Here is a 14,893-nt window from a genome sequence, read left to right on the forward strand (position 1 = left end):
CTTACCAGGTACCGGGAAGGGCAGGCGCGGTGGCGCCCGAGGGGACTGCCCGGTACTTCTTCAGCACCTGACTCATGACCTCTTGAAAGATCGGAGCAGATGCCGCGGAAGAGTTCAGTTTAACAGGATCGGCGAGGCTGACCGAAACGACATACTGCGGATCGTCGCCCGGAGCGAAGCCGGAGACCGACACCAAATACCCCTTGGTGTACCCACCCTGACCATCGGGCATCTGCGCTGTCCCGGTCTTCGCGCCCACCCGGTAGCCCGGAATCTCCCACGTCTTGGCCAGCCAGGCTTTCTGGTAGACCATCTCGAGGATGTCTGCGGTCTCCCGGGCGGCGGCGGCCGACACGACCGGGGTGCCGACCGCTTCGGGCACGTCGGTCATGCTGCCGTCAGCGTGGCGGCAGCCTGCGACCAGCTGCACGGGCATCCGCACGCCGTTGTTGGCCAGGGTCTGGTAGATGCTGGAGACCTGAATGGCCGTGGTGGTGAGCCCCTGACCGAACATGGTCGCGTACTTGGTCTGGTTGTCCCAATCTTCGAAGGGGCGAAGGGTGCCGGATTCCTCGGCGAGGAATCCGGACTCCGAGGCCGAGCCCACACCGAACTTACTCATATAGTCGTAGCGCTGCTGGTCACTGATCAACTCGCCGAACTTCGACATGCCCGTGTTCGATGACTCGATCATCACGCCCGTGAGGGTGAGGTTCAGGTCGGCGTGGTTGGAGCTATCGTTCACGTTGGCCCCGTTGGGCGGCAGGTACCGGTACGGCGCGACGACCCGGCTCAGCGGGGTGGCGGCCCCCGCGTCGAGAACGGATGCCGTGGTCAGCGCCTTGTACGTAGAACCGGGCTCGAAGGGGGCGGTGAAGGCCCGGGAGCCGCGGTCCTCAGCGTCGGGGGTGCCGTTGACGTTGTTGGGGTCGACCGACGGGTAGTCGGCGACCGCGACGAGCTTCCCGGTCTTCACCTCCTGCACCACCACGTTGCCCCAGGCCGCGCCTGTGGCGACGGCCTGTTCGGCCAGCACCTGCTGCACGAACCATTGCAGGTCGGAGTCGATGGTCGTGACGACATCGCCGCCGTCCTTAGCCCGGGCCGTGGTGACGGTGCTCTGGGGCAGGCGCACGCCATCCGCACCCTTCTCATAGGTCTCCGTGCCGTTGGTGCTCGCGAGGCAGGCGTCCTGCCCGAGCTCGATGCCGGCCTGGGCCTCACCCCCGGAGGAGACGAATCCGACCAGGTTGCCGGCCACGGCGCCGTCCGGGTAGACCCGGCCCGGGTTCTTCTCGGCGTACATCCACGGGATGTCGAGCTGGTCGATGGCCCGAAACACCGAGACGTCCACGGCCCGCACGACGACGGCGTAGTCGGAGTCCTTGTCGGCGGCCAGGGAGCCGGAGATGATCCGGAGGATCTCGTCGCCGGTCTGCCCGGTGAGGGCGCCCACCTCCGCGGCCGCCTGGGCGACCGTCACGGTCACGTCGCCATCGTCGGTGGTGCGGTCGAATTCCGCTGCGTTCCGCGGGGACAGGGTGATGTTGTACCGCATGACCGTGCCGGCCAGGACGACCCCGTTCGTGTCGACGATGTCTCCGCGGGCTCCATAGACGGGCTGCTCGACCGACCGGTTGCCCAGCGAGTCGGCGCTGAGCGTCTCGGCGCGCACGACCTGGATGTCGACGAGCCTGACCACGAACACGGCCACGAACACGAGCAGGATCAGGATCGTCGCGGCACTGCGCCGCCTGCTGGACCGAGAGCTGCTCGCCACCTCTGATTCCTTACTGCGGCCGGGGCCGCGGGTTGGGCGCGTTTGGGAACGCAACTAACGGGAGGTCGGGCGGGACGTCCCTCGCGAGACGGGCGAGGCGGGGCGGGCTAGCGGGTCGTGGGCGTCGGCAGAGCGTTGGGTTCGGCTGCCGGGGCAACCGGGGCGACCGCCGCGGGGACCTCGGCCGGTGAACCGCCGAGGCTGGCTCCCTGGCCGCTGTTCTGCGGCAGTTCCGTGATCAAAGGTACGCCGGCCAGGAGTGAGTTCGGCACCAGACTCGCCGTCCCGGCCTGGCTTCCGCTGGCCGAGGCCGGGGCGCCGAGCACGGCGCCGTCGGACAGTTGCAGGAACAACGGATTGGAGTTGGTGACCATGCCGAGCGCTTCCGCGTTCGCGGCCAGGCTCTGCGGGGAGGACACCCGCACGAGGTCCTCGGTCACGCTCTCCGCCGTGCGTCCGAGTTCGACCTGGCTGGCCTGCAGCCGGGACACCTCGTAGGCGGACTGGGAGATCCCGACGCTCAGCAGCAACTGGGCGATCACGATGACCGCCACGCCGGTGACGGCCGATAGGGCGTAGACGATTTTCGGCCGCGCGTGTCGCTGGCTGCGCGGCGACACGATCTGGATGTGGCGAGGCTCCGACACCGGAGCGGCGTCGGGGGTGCTCTCCCAGGCGGGTCGTAGGACGCGTGCGAGATTGTCACTCATGCGGCTCTCCTCAGTCGCTCGGCGGCGCGAAGGCGAACCGGCGTTGCGCGCGGGTTTCTCGCCTTTTCCTCGTTCGAGGCCAGTTCGGCGCCTCGGATCAGAAGTTTGAACAGTGGTTTGTGTTCGGGAAGCTCAATCGGCAATCCGGCAGGGGCGGTGGAGCCGGATGCCTTCGCCAGGGTCTTCTTCACAATCCGGTCCTCGAGGGACTGGTAGGCCATGACGACGATGCGCCCACCGACCGCGACCGAATCGAGCGCTGCGGGAATGGCGCGCTCGAGCACGGCGAGTTCCTGGTTGACCTCGATGCGCAGCGCCTGGAAGACCCGCTTCGCGGGGTGTCCGGCGCGCTGAACGACGACCGGTGTGACGGCGGTGATCACGGAGACCAGCTGGGCCGACCGCACGAACGGGGTGGTCTCCCTGGCCTCGACGATGGCCTTGGCGTAGCGTGCCGCCAGCTTCTCCTCGCCGTACTCGTGGAAGATTCGGCGCAGGTCCTGCTCGCTGTACGTGGCCAGGATGCGCTCGGCCGTCAGCGAGCTGGTGTTGTCCATGCGCATGTCCAGCGGCGCATCCTTGGAATAGGAGAAACCACGCTCGACCCGGTCGAGCTGGAGCGAGGACACGCCGAGGTCGAAGAGCACGCCGGACACCTCGCGGATGCCGAGGCCGGCCAGCGCGTCCTGGATACCGTCGTAGACGGTGTGCACGAGGTGAACCCGGTCGCGGAACGGCTTCAGCCGCTCCTCGGCGATCGCGAGGGCGTCGAGATCCCGGTCGAGTCCGACCAGGACGAGCCCGGGGAATCGCTGCAGGAACGCCTCGGCGTGCCCGCCCATGCCAAGAGTGGCGTCGACGAGCACGGCGCCGGGTTGTTCCAGTGCCGGTGCGAGCAGCTCGACGCAGCGGTCGAGCAGAACTGGGGTGTGGATGTCGTTGATGGCCATAGTCCCGGGTGGATCCTGATTCCTGATCCCCATCCATTCGTCTCTGCCACCGGGGAAGTGTGTCAGGCAGAACGGCTGGGAGTCAGGCGTCAGGAGCTAGATGAGTCCCGGAATCACCTCCTCCGTGATGTTGGCGAATGGTTCTTCCTGTTCGGAGAGGTACGCGTCCCAGGCGGCGGTGTCCCAGATCTCGACCCGGTTGCCGGCGCCGATCACGGTGAGGTCCCGATCGAGCCCGGCCCAGGCGCGTAGGTTCGCGGGGATGGTCACCCGGTTCTGCTTGTCGGGCTGCTCTGCGCTCGCGCCGGAGAACATCATGCGACTGAAGGAGCGCCCGCTCTGGTCCGTGAGCGGCGCCTGGGAGATCTTCGCGTAGTACGCCTCGAACTCCCGGGTCGTGAACACGTAGAGGCAGTTCTCCTGGCCTCGGGTCATGACGATCCCGGGAGACAGCTCGTCCCTGAATTTCGCGGGAAGGATGATGCGGCCTTTTTCGTCGAGCTTGGGGGCGTACGTGCCAAAGAACATTCATCTCCCCCTCTCATCCGGTCACGGTCCAGATCTTGCTCCACTTTACTCCACTTTGATCCACTAAACAGAATAAACGCTTAAATATTGGAGAAATTTTCCCCGCTAATCCGCATGAACACGGGGAAGAGCAGGGTGGAGGGATATTCAACAACGGGATTCACTTCGCGCCATTTTCAGGCACAAAAAAAGGGCCGATCGGATGATCGGCCCTGTCTGCGAGGTGCGGTGGAGCGAAAGTGCGGTGGACAGGTGGTGAGGAGGTTACTGCTGGCCGTCCTGGCGGCGATCCCAGCGTTCGTTCATCCGATCCATGAAACCGCGCTGAGACGACCGCTGCTGCTGGTTCGGACGGGAGCGCGGAGCGGCTGCGGACATCCGCCGGGCGGACTTGCTGGGCGTGGTCGCGATCAACACCCCGGCGAACATGATAATGAAGCCGAGGACGCCGAGCCAGAGCTGCTGGATAGCCACGCCGGCGATGAGAGCACCGATGCCGGCAACCGCGGCCAGAACCCCGATGGAAATCGAGCGGTAGTCGGGCCGGAGGCTGCTGCCGCCGACGGTCGCCACGAAGTCGGCGTCATTGTGGTACAGGCCGCGCTCCATCTCTTCGAGGAGTCGCTGCTCTTGTTCCGAAAGCGGCATCTCATTCCTCCTGTTTGGGATCGCGCTGTGCTCCACCGATTCTAACCCCGCCGTGATGGCTAGGCTAGGCAAGTGGCGCAAAGCAATCATCTGATCGATCTGGTTCATTCTCGCATCGACGAATTCCTCGAAACCCGTTTACCAATTGTGACTACCATCAGCCCCGATCTCACGCCGCTGGTGGAGTTCTCACGGCAGTTTCTCAGCGGTGGCAAACGCTTCCGTGCGCTGTTCTGCTACTGGGGCTGGCAGAGCGTCGGCACAAGCGGATCCGCTGGTGCGAACGGGGATTCCGACCCCGCCCTGACCGCGCTGGTGCCGGTCATCTCCGCGGCGGCGGCCCTGGAAATCTTTCATGCGGCAGCGCTCGTCCACGACGACATCATCGATAATTCGGACACCCGGCGCGGCGCGGCCTCCGCCCACAAACTGTTCGAGGGCATGCACGGCCAAAGCGGCTGGGCAGGCAGCCAGGTTGCGTTCGGCCGGGCCGCCGGAATCCTTCTCGGCGACCTCCTGCTGGGCTGGAGCGATGAGCTGCTCGACGAGGGGCTCGCGGCAGCCCCCGACGCGTCGGCCGCGGTCCGGGCACGGATAGAATTCAACCGGATGCGCACCGAGGTCACCGTGGGCCAGTACCTCGACATCTTCGAAGAACGCGCCTGGCTCACCCAGCCCGAATCGGAGCTCTTCGACCGGGCGCTGCGGGTCATCGTCTTCAAGTCGGCCAAGTACAGCGTGCAGGCGCCGCTCGTGATCGGCGCAGCCCTGGCCGGCGCCGGCCCGGATCACCTCGACGCCCTGCGTGCCTTCGGACTGCCGCTCGGCATCGCATTCCAACTTCGGGACGACCTGCTCGGGGTGTTCGGCGACGCCTCCGTCACCGGCAAACCGAGCGGCGACGACCTCCGCGAGGGCAAACGCACCGTACTGGTCGCTCTGGCGCGGGAGAACCTGACGGACACGGCCCGCGATGACCTGGACGCGCTCCTCGGCGACCCCCTGCTGACGGAAGCACAGATCGGGATGTTGCAGCGCACCATCGTGGACAGCGGCGCCGTCGAGCGGATCGAGGCGCTGATCGACTCGAACGTCGCCGAGGCCCTCGCAGCTCTCGAGGGGTCACCGATCAGCGACGCGGTCACGACGCGGCTGATGGAGCTGGCCGAGACGGTGACCCGCCGCGCGTTCTAGGAGCACTGAAAAGTCAGGCGAGCGCCTGGGCGACCCGGCGCACTTCGGCCTTACGGCCGGCGAGCAGTGCCTGGACCGGGGGGACGCCGAGGCTGCCGTCGACCTCAAGGAGCCAGCGCATCGCCTGCTCGTCACTGAAGCCGTCGTCGGAGAGCACGATCAGGGTGCCGCGCAGCTCGGGCAGCGGGGCACCGTCCCTGATGAACGCGGCGGGAACCTGCAAGGGGCCGTTGTCACGGCGCATGGCGAGCAGCTGCTTGTCGTCGATCAGCTGACGCACGCGGCTCTGGCTGACGCCGAGCACCCGGACGAGGTCGGGGATGGACAGCCACTCTTGATCTGAGAACGATTCGGTCACCCATCCAGCCTCCCATGATTCGACAGGCCGGACAAACTCTCAGGGCGCAAACGCGCGTGTTGTTGCCCAGAATGGGGGCCAACCTGCTTGACTGATTAATACTGTGCCAGCACCGCTGTCGCATGCAATCGACGGGAGCGGAATGTCGGCACCAGCCAGCAGGAACAGTCCAGCCAGCAGCACCAGCAACGTGAATTCTTCGACGCCCGGCGAGGGCCGCCACCGGCACGCCACCGAACGACGGGGTCTGGGCGTCCTGGTCACCGTCCCGCTCGTGCTGATCAGCACGATCGCGATCAGCCTGAACCTGGCGTCGCCGGCGGAAGCCGCCACCATCGCGAAGAAGACGCTGAAGAGCAAGAGCATCCTACCGGCCGCGGTGCCCGCCGACCCAGGCCGGCAGAGTATCGCCGCCGCCGCGGCGCCGAGCCAGTACCAGGTCGTCGACGGCGACACCGTGAGCAGCGTGGCCGGACGATTCGGTCTCTCCACCGCATCCGTGCTCGCCCTCAACGGCCTTGGCTGGTCCGCGCTGATCTTCCCGGGCCAGATGCTGACCCTGGCCGGCCTGGCGCAGCCGTCCGCTCCGGCTCCGGCGCCCGTCGCCGCCGAAATCTCGCGGTACCTGATCCAGAGCGGGGACACGCTTTCCGGCGTTGCCGCCGCGCACGGGCTCTCCCTCGGGGTCCTGCTCCGCGTGAACGGGCTCGACGCGGGCAGCATCATCTTCCCCGGACAGGCCGTCGTGCTGCCGCCGGGCGAGGGTGCCGCGCCGGTCTCGGCCGTGCCGGCCGCAGCCGTCGCCCCGCTGAATGTTTCCGGCACGCACACGATCGCCGCCGGCGAGACCATCGGAGCCCTCGCGGCCGCGGCGGGCGTCTCGGTGCAATCCGTGCTCGACGCCAACGGCCTCGGCTGGACCAGCATCATCTACCCCGGCCAGGTCCTGTCGATCCCGTCCGGCTCCGTTCCCACGGCGCCGGCGATGGAATCGGCGATCCTCATCGAGGAGGCCGTCCCTGCGCCGTCTGCAGCGCCCGGCGAGGTCACGCCGCTCAGCGATGACATGCGCCGGCACGCCGAAATCATCATCGCGAGCGGTCGCCGCGCGGGTGCCGGCGACTCCGCAATCGTGATCGCCCTGGCCGCCGCGGCCCAGGAATCCGGGCTGCGCAACGTGCAGTACGGCGACCGCGACTCCCTCGGCCTCTTCCAGCAACGCCCCAGTTTCGGCTGGGGAACGCCCGAGCAGGTGCTCGACCCGGAGCGGGCCAGCCTCGCCTTCTTCGGCGGCCCCGTGAACCCCAACCCCGGCATCACGCGCGGACTGCTCGACATCCCCGGCTGGGAGTCGATGACCGTGACCGAGGCCGCGCAGACCGTGCAGATCTCGGCTCACCCCAACCACTACGCGAAGTGGGAAACATCGGCCCGGGCCTGGCTGGCCGATCTCGGCTGACCTGCAGCTCGCATCCGCTCAGGCGTGAAAACCCTGACTTGCGAGTGTTCCGGCACAGGGAACGGCTTCGCAATCCCTAGACTCGACTAGTGAGCGATACCCCTGCCGATCCCATGGTCGGCCGTCTGATAGACGGCCGCTATCAGGTGCGCTCCCGGATCGCCCGCGGTGGCATGGCCACCGTGTACCTCGCGACCGACCTGCGCCTCGAACGCCGGGTCGCCATCAAGATCATGCACGGGCATCTCGCCGACGACAACACGTTCAAGGCCCGGTTCGTGCAGGAGGCCCGCTCGGCCGCCCGGCTCGCGCACCCGAACGTGGTCAACGTCTACGACCAGGGCCAGGATGCCGATATGGCCTATCTGGTCATGGAATACCTGCCCGGCATCACTCTGCGCGACCTACTCAAGGACTACGGCCGGCTCACCAGTGAGCAGACGATGGACATCCTCGAGGCGGTGCTCTCGGGCCTCGCCGCCGCGCACAAAGCGGGAATCGTGCATCGCGATCTCAAACCGGAGAACGTTCTCCTGGCCGACGACGGCCGCATCAAGATCGGCGACTTCGGGCTCGCCCGGGCCGTCAACAACAACACGGCCACCGGGCAGGCCCTGCTCGGCACGATCGCCTACCTCTCCCCCGAACTCGTCACGCGGGGCATCGCGGATGCCCGCAGCGACATCTACGCGCTCGGCATCATGACCTACGAGATGCTTACCGGCGAGCAGCCCTATGTGGGCGAAGCGCCCATGCAGATCGCCTACCAGCATGCGAACGACACCGTACCCATGCCGAGCGCGCGGATACCCGCGATTCCGCACGAGCTCGACGAACTGGTGCTCTGGGCCACCGCCCGCGACCCGGAGCAGCGCCCCCGGGACGCACGTGTCATGCTCGATCAGCTGCTCGACCTCGACAAGCTCGTGCGCCCGGCTCCCCCGGCGACCGGACAATCCGCGACCATGGTGCTGCCCGGCGGCGTGACCGCAGCGGTGGCCGACGCGGACACCCAGATCCTCGGCGGTGCCCCGCTCGCCCCGGCGGTGGCCGGCGTGGCCACGGCGGCTACTGCCTCGGCACCCGCCACCACCATTCTCCTGGCCGACAAGGCCCGCACCCGCAAGTTCCGCGGTTTCTGGCTCTTCGCGCTGGTGCTCATGCTGACAGCCCTTGCCGGCGGAACCGGCTGGTTCTTCGGCAACGGCCCCGGCTCGGAGGTGCCGATTCCCGCCCTCGTCTCGGTGTCCCCCGACGACGCCACCGCCCAGCTCACCGGACTCGGGCTGGAGGCGGAGCTCGGCACCGAGTTCAGCGGCACCATCCCCGCCGGCCTCGTCTCCAGCACCAACCCGGATTCGGGCACCCGCGTGGCGAAGGGCAGCACGGTGACGCTGCGTGTATCCCAGGGCCCGCAGCCGATCGTGCTGCCCGTGCTGGCGGGATTGACGGCCGATGCTGCGACCTCCGCCGTCACGGAGCTGAAGGCAGGCATCGGGGCGACCGATTCTCTCTTCGACGACACCGTGGAATCGGGCCTGGTCATCTCCGCGAGCCGCGAAACCGACGCCGGGGACGTCTCCCAGGGGGGGGACTACTTCGTGGGCATGAACGTCAATCTGGTCCTCTCACTCGGCCCCGTACCGGACGTGTCCGGCAAATCCGTCACGGAAGCCACCGCGATCCTGGCGGAGAAGGGGCTGCTCGTCACCCCCGGCGACGAGGTCTACAGTGAGTCGATCGCCGAGGGCGACGTCGTGAGCGCGGCCCCCGTGAACGAGGGTCCCGTACGCACCGGCGACACCTATGCACTCACCACCTCCCTCGGCCCGGCACCCGTCACGGTGCCCAACATCGTCGGCCTCCCGTGGAACGAGGGCAAGCAGGTGCTCACCGACCTGGGATTCAAGCTGAGCTACAATCTCGGCGCGGATGCCATCGCACCGCTCCTGAGCGTCGCTTCGACGAATCCCGAAGCCGGCACCGACGCGCCCAAGAACAGCACCATCACCCTCAAGCCGACGAACCCTTTCGGCTAGACAGCCGTCACGGCCGGGCGGCCGAACCCGCCGGTTCCCCTGCCGGACCGGGCACCCGGGGCCGCGGGGACCGGTCAGCGAGCGGCGAGCTCCTCGGCGACCAGGAAGGCGAGCTCGAGCGACTGCATGTGATTCAGGCGCGGGTCGCAGAGCGACTCGTAGCGGGTCGCCAGCGCGGCCTCGTCGATGTGCTCGGAACCACCCAGGCACTCCGTGACGTCGTCGCCGGTAAGTTCGACGTGAACGCCGCCCGGGTGTGTACCGACGCTGCGGTGCGCCTCGAAGAAGCCGCGCACCTCGTCGACGACGTCGTCGAAACGACGGGTCTTGTACCCGGTGGGCGTGGTCACACCGTTGCCGTGCATCGGGTCGGTGACCCAGAGCGGCTTGGCCTCAGTGGCCTTGATCGCCTCCAGCAGCGGCGGCAAGGCGATGCGCACCTTTCCCGCACCCATCCGGGTGATGAACGTGAGACGACCGGGTTCGCGGTTCGGGTCAAGCTTGTCGACCAGGCGCAGCATGTCGTCGGTTGACGTGCTCGGACCGAGCTTGACCCCGATCGGGTTGCGCACCCGGGAGAGGAAGTCGACGTGCGCGCCGTCAAGGTCACGGGTGCGCTCCCCGATCCAGATGAAGTGCGCGGACGTGTTGTACGGCGTGCCCGTGCGGGAATCGATCCGGGTCATCGGACGCTCATAGTCCATCAGCAGACCCTCGTGGCTGGTGTAGAACTCCGTCCGACGCATGGCCTCAAAGTCGGCGCCGCACGCGATCATGAACTTGATCGCGCGGTCGATCTCCTTGGCCACCTTCTCGTAGCGCTGGTTGGCCGGGTTTGCGGCGAAGCCCTGGTTCCAGCTGTGCACCTGGCGCAGGTCGGCGAAACCGCCCTGCGTGAAGGCACGGATCAGATTGAGGGTGGAGGCGGCGGTGTGGTAGCCCTTGACTAGGCGGGCCGGGTCGGCCTCGCGCGAATCGGGGGTGAAATCGTAGCCATTGACGATATCGCCGCGGTAGGCCGGCAGGGTGACGCCACCCCGGGTCTCGAAATCGCTGGAGCGTGGCTTGGCGAACTGGCCGGCCATCCGGCCCATCTTGATCACGGGCATCGACGCGCCGTACGTCAACACGACGGCCATCTGCAGCACGGTCTTGACCCGGTTGCGGATCTGCTCCGCGGTGGCGCCGCTGAACGTCTCGGCGCAGTCGCCGCCCTGCAGCAGGAAGGCATGGCCGCTGGCGGCCTCGGCGAGCCGGTTCCGTAGAATGTCGACCTCGCCGGCGAAGACCAGCGGCGGCTGCGTGGATAGTTCGGCAGATGCCGCGGCAACCGCATCCGCGTCGGGCCAGGTCGGCTGCTGCTTGATCGGGAGGGTGCGCCAATAGTCCAGGCCGGCAACCACAGATCGGTCTGCGAGCACGACTGGTTCGGTGGGGTCTACCACGGGACTATTCCTTTTTTGTCTGGTCCGGCGAAAAAAAATTGTGGGCCGGGCTATCGGGTCGGGGTCTCTCGGCCCCTGGGCAACCGTCTGATTCTATCGGGTCAGGCTGGCCCGCTTTTCTTTCACGCTGGTCGCGTAGACGTCCACATACTCCTGCCGGCTGAGGGCCTGCAGCTCGTACATCAGCTCGTCAGTCACGGACCGGAGCACGAACCGGTCGCTTTCCATGCCGTCGAAGCGGCTGAAGTCGAGGGGTTCGCCGATCACGATGCCGATCCGGCGCACCTTCGGGATGCGGGTGCCCGTCGGCATGGCCTTCTCAGTGTCGATCATGGCCACGGGGATGACCGGGACCTCGGCCTCGAGCACCATCCGTGCCACGCCGGTGCGGCCCCGGTACATCTTCGCGTCCGGACTGCGGGTGCCCTCAGGGTAGATGCCGAGTACGCCGCCGGCACCCAGGACGCGCAGGCCGGTGTTGAGGGAATCCTCGGATGCCTTGCCACCCGACCGGTCGATCGGCAGCTGGCCGGTGGCCTTGAAGAACTGTCGTGTCGCCCAGCCCTTGAGCCCCTTACCCGTGAAGTACTCGCTCTTGGCGAGGAAGACGACCCGCCGCGGCACGACCAGCGGCAGAAACACCGAGTCGATGAACGACAGGTGATTGCTCGCGAGGATGACACCGCCCTCCTTGGGGATGTTCTCGAGCCCGACCACCCAGGGCCGGAAGATAGCCAGCAGCAGAGGGCCGATGACAATGTTTTTCATGAGCCAGTAGAACATCGTTGCTCCCTCGGTAACCCGGAAAGCCTACTGCGCGAAAACGTGTTTCCGCGCCAGGTCGGCGGCACCGACGACACCGGCGTCGTTGACGAGCTGCGCGATGGCGAATTCGGCCTCCGGGTGGAAGCCCCTGGCCGGCAGATTTTCGAGGTACGCGGCCCGGATGGGCTCGAGCAACAGTTCACCGGCAGCGGCGACGCCCCCGCCGAAGACGAAGATCTGCGGGTCGAGCACGGCCGCCAGACTTGCGCAGGCCTGCCCGAGCGAGCCGCCCACCTGCCGCAGGGCGGCCAGAGCGCCGTTGTCACCGTCCTGGATCAGCCGGCCGACCTCTTTGCCGGTCAGCTTGCCCTTGCGCTCACGGGCGGCCGCGAGGCCGAGGCCGATTCCGCCGGCATCCGCCAGCTCGGTGGCAATTCGAAGCAGGGCGCGACCCGAACCGTACTGTTCGATGCAGCCGTGGGCGCCGCAGCCGCAGAGGCGACCGCCGGGCACCACGCGCAGATGCCCGAGCTCGGCGGCACAGCCGAAGCCACCGCGGAAGAGACGGTTGTCGGCGACGATAGCTCCGCCCACGCCGGTGCCGATGGTGAGGGTGACCATGTCGGTGTAGCCCCGGCCGGCGCCGAAGGTGAATTCCGCCCAGCCCGCGGCGTTCGCGTCGTTCTCGATCAGGATGGGCAGGTCGAGCCGCGCCTCGAGAGTGGCCCGAAGCGGCTCGTGGCGCCAGTTGACGTTGGGCCCGTAGTAAACGGTGGACTGGGCGGCGTCGATGAAGCCGGCCGCGGCGATCCCGGCGGCGACGACCACCTCGCCCTTCGAGAGCTCCGTGATCATGTCGACGACGGCGTCTTCGATCCCGCGAGGATCGCTCGCGGTGGTCGGGCGTCGATCCGAGCGGATGATCGTTCCGGATTCGTCGACCAGGGCCGCGGCGATTTTGGTGCCGCCGATGTCGATACCAATGGCGTGCACAGCGGACTTCTTTCGTCGATGGATAAAATGGGGCGCTCTGCGAGGCGAGACAACGAAGCCGGTGCGTCCCCCTAGAGTGTAGTGAATCAAGACACGGCCAGGCGAAACGGCTGCTTCCACGAAGTGACGTGGATAGAGTGGGGCAAATCGCCCGCCCGGTACCAGAGGAGTTACCGTGAAACAGTACGATCTGCCCGCCATCGTTCCCGCAGACCCACAAGCCAATGTCACCGATCTCCTGGTCGAACGCCTCACGGCGACGCCCGGCTCCGTGTTGTTCTCACTGCCGAGAAACGGAGCCTGGTCCCCCGTCACCACCACGGAGTTTCATGCCCAGGTCGTCGCCCTGGCCAAGGGGCTCGTCGCGGCAGGAATCCAGCCCGGAGACAAAATCGGCTTGATGTGCAAGACCCGGTATGAGTGGACGCTGATCGACTTCGCCACCTGGTTCGCCGGTGCCGTGCTGGTCCCCGTTTACGAGACCAGCTCCCCGATCCAGATCCAGTGGATCCTGGGCGACTCCGACGCCGCGGCGGTGATCGTCGAGACCGCCGAGCACTTTTCCCGCTTTGACGAGGTGCACCCCGAGCTCGGCAGCGTGCAGAAGGTCTGGCAGATCGACCTCGGTGACCTCGACAAGCTCGCGGCCTCCGGGGTCGACGTGCCGGATGCCGAAATCGAGCGGCGTCGCTCGCTCGCCGTGGGTTCGGACATCGCCACCCTGATCTACACCTCGGGTTCCACCGGCCGTCCCAAGGGCTGCGTGCTCACCCACTCCAACTTCGTCGAGACGTCGCGCAACTCGGCGGTGGCGCTGAAAGAGGTGCTCACCGACGCGAACGGCGCTTCCACGCTGCTGTTCATCACCACCGCGCACGTTTTCGCCCGGTTCATCTCGGTTCTCTGCGTGCACGCCGGTGTGCGCGTCGGACACCAGCCCGATACCCGGAAGCTGCTCGAATCGCTCGGCACCTTCAAACCCACTTTCCTGCTCGCCGTGCCGCGGGTGTTCGAGAAGGTCTACAACTCCGCCGAGCAGAAGGCGCTGACCGCGGGCCGAGGCAAGATCTTCGAGACGGCCGCCCAGGTTGCCGTCGACCACTCGGTGCTGGTCGATCAGGGCAAGAGCGTTCCGCTGATGCTCAAGCTCAAGTTCACGCTCTTCGACCGTCTGGTGTACAGCAAGCTGCGCGCGGCCATGGGTGGCAACGTGAAGTACGCCGTCTCCGGTTCGGCTCCACTCGGCATGCACCTGGGTCACTTCTACCACAGCCTCGGCATCAAGATCCTGGAGGGCTACGGCCTCACCGAGACGACCGCGCCGACCACCGTGGGTCTGGCCACCAAGTTCAAGATCGGCACCGTAGGCCCGCCGCTTCCCGGCGTCTCGGTGCGCGTCCTGGACGACGGCGAAATCGAGGTCAAAGGCGTCAACGTCTTTAAGGAGTACTGGAAGAATCCCGTGGCCACCGCGGCCGCCTTCCACGACGGATGGCTCCGCACCGGTGACATCGGCGCCATGGACGGCGACGGCTTCCTCACCATCACCGGGCGCAAGAAGGAGATCATCGTCACGGCCGGCGGCAAGAACGTCGCTCCGGCTGCGCTGGAAGACCCGATCCGGTCCAACCCGCTGATCGGCCAGGTGGTCGTCGTCGGCGATCGCAAGCCGTTCATCGCCGCCCTGGTCACGCTCGACCCCGACATGCTCGCGGTCTGGTTGAACAACAACGGCGAGGACGCGGGGATGACGCTGGCCGAGGCATCCGTCAACGCGAAGGTTCTCGCCGAGGTGCAGCGCGCCATCGACCACGCCAACGACCACGTGTCGCGGGCGGAGTCGATCCGCAAATTCACGGTGCTGACGACCGAGCTTACCGAAGCCGCCGGGTACCTGACCCCGAAGCTGAGCATCAAACGGGACATCATCCTGCGCGACTACGCGGATCAGATCGAGGCTATGTACCTGGGCGCCCCGGTGACCGGGACGAACCCGATCAGCAGCTAGCAGTCCCCGCGACAAT

General features: G+C 67.0%; 13 protein-coding genes. 4 read left to right on the top strand and 9 right to left on the bottom strand.

Translation table 11 applies throughout. The features are described 5' to 3' along the window. Position 1 precedes the first annotated feature (1 nt). The 5 genes from E3O18_RS12100 to E3O18_RS12120 all read right to left on the bottom strand — a co-directional run bounded on the left by E3O18_RS12100 (position 2) and on the right by E3O18_RS12120 (position 4,724). On the bottom strand, positions 2-1,780 hold the full coding sequence (locus tag E3O18_RS12100; protein WP_241973257.1) for a penicillin-binding protein 2: 1,779 nt from the start codon (positions 1,778-1,780) through the stop codon (positions 2-4). Positions 1,781-1,887: 107 nt separating this feature from the next. After that, entirely contained in the window at positions 1,888-2,490 is a 603-nt protein-coding gene (locus E3O18_RS12105) for a hypothetical protein (protein ID WP_134395445.1), read from the bottom strand. Then, positions 2,487-3,440 carry a 16S rRNA (cytosine(1402)-N(4))-methyltransferase RsmH gene (rsmH, locus tag E3O18_RS12110; protein WP_134418170.1) on the bottom strand — a complete coding sequence of 318 codons (954 nt, stop codon included), beginning with the start codon at positions 3,438-3,440 and terminating at the stop codon, positions 2,487-2,489. The genes E3O18_RS12105 and rsmH overlap by 4 nt, the downstream gene beginning before the upstream one ends. Before the next feature lie 96 nt (positions 3,441-3,536). Further along, a complete protein-coding gene (mraZ, locus tag E3O18_RS12115; protein WP_104099528.1) occupies positions 3,537-3,968 on the bottom strand; it encodes a division/cell wall cluster transcriptional repressor MraZ in 432 nt (143 codons plus the stop codon). A gap of 264 nt (positions 3,969-4,232) precedes the next feature. Beyond that, entirely contained in the window at positions 4,233-4,724 is a 492-nt protein-coding gene (locus E3O18_RS12120; protein ID WP_347232348.1) for a DUF3040 domain-containing protein, read from the bottom strand. A gap of 39 nt (positions 4,725-4,763) precedes the next feature. Here E3O18_RS12120 and E3O18_RS12125 point away from each other — a divergent pair, with 39 nt between their 5' ends. Continuing rightward, complete coding sequence (locus tag E3O18_RS12125; RefSeq protein WP_347232349.1) at positions 4,764-5,810, top strand: polyprenyl synthetase family protein; 1,047 nt, start codon at positions 4,764-4,766, stop codon at positions 5,808-5,810. Between the two features lie 13 nt (positions 5,811-5,823). Here E3O18_RS12125 and E3O18_RS12130 read toward each other — a convergent pair whose 3' ends face one another. Further along, positions 5,824-6,168 carry an Rv2175c family DNA-binding protein gene (locus E3O18_RS12130; protein WP_134395449.1) on the bottom strand — a complete coding sequence of 115 codons (345 nt, stop codon included), beginning with the start codon at positions 6,166-6,168 and terminating at the stop codon, positions 5,824-5,826. 190 nt (positions 6,169-6,358) lie between these two features. Between E3O18_RS12130 and E3O18_RS12135 the strand changes: the two genes are divergently transcribed. Both E3O18_RS12135 and pknB read left to right on the top strand, forming a co-directional pair. Beyond that, a complete protein-coding gene (locus E3O18_RS12135) occupies positions 6,359-7,627 on the top strand; it encodes a LysM domain-containing protein (RefSeq protein WP_241978180.1) in 1,269 nt (422 codons plus the stop codon). An 89-nt stretch (positions 7,628-7,716) separates the two neighbouring features. Continuing rightward, a complete protein-coding gene (gene pknB, locus E3O18_RS12140; protein ID WP_134418172.1) occupies positions 7,717-9,666 on the top strand; it encodes a Stk1 family PASTA domain-containing Ser/Thr kinase in 1,950 nt (649 codons plus the stop codon). A 74-nt stretch (positions 9,667-9,740) separates the two neighbouring features. Here the strand turns inward: pknB and E3O18_RS12145 are convergent, their stop codons facing one another. From E3O18_RS12145 to E3O18_RS12155, 3 genes are all read right to left on the bottom strand, one after another. Next, positions 9,741-11,069 (bottom strand): 3-deoxy-7-phosphoheptulonate synthase class II, encoded by a 1,329-nt coding sequence (locus tag E3O18_RS12145; protein WP_134418185.1) that lies wholly within the window; start codon positions 11,067-11,069, stop codon positions 9,741-9,743. 135 nt (positions 11,070-11,204) lie between these two features. Further along, the gene (locus E3O18_RS12150; RefSeq protein ID WP_134395452.1) at positions 11,205-11,894 is read right to left on the bottom strand and encodes a lysophospholipid acyltransferase family protein; all 690 of its coding nucleotides are present in this window, start codon (positions 11,892-11,894) and stop codon (positions 11,205-11,207) included. Positions 11,895-11,921: 27 nt separating this feature from the next. Then, positions 11,922-12,869 (bottom strand): ROK family glucokinase, encoded by a 948-nt coding sequence (locus tag E3O18_RS12155; protein ID WP_134395453.1) that lies wholly within the window; start codon positions 12,867-12,869, stop codon positions 11,922-11,924. A gap of 175 nt (positions 12,870-13,044) precedes the next feature. Here E3O18_RS12155 and E3O18_RS12160 point away from each other — a divergent pair, with 175 nt between their 5' ends. Further along, positions 13,045-14,877, top strand: a complete 1,833-nt coding sequence (locus E3O18_RS12160) for an AMP-dependent synthetase/ligase (protein WP_134395454.1) — start codon at positions 13,045-13,047, stop codon at positions 14,875-14,877. The last annotated feature ends 16 nt before the right edge of the window (positions 14,878-14,893 follow it).

Origin of the sequence: Cryobacterium sp. TMT2-42-4, assembly GCF_004402645.1 — a bacterium.
Classification (GTDB): Bacteria; Actinomycetota; Actinomycetes; order Actinomycetales; family Microbacteriaceae; genus Cryobacterium; species Cryobacterium sandaracinum.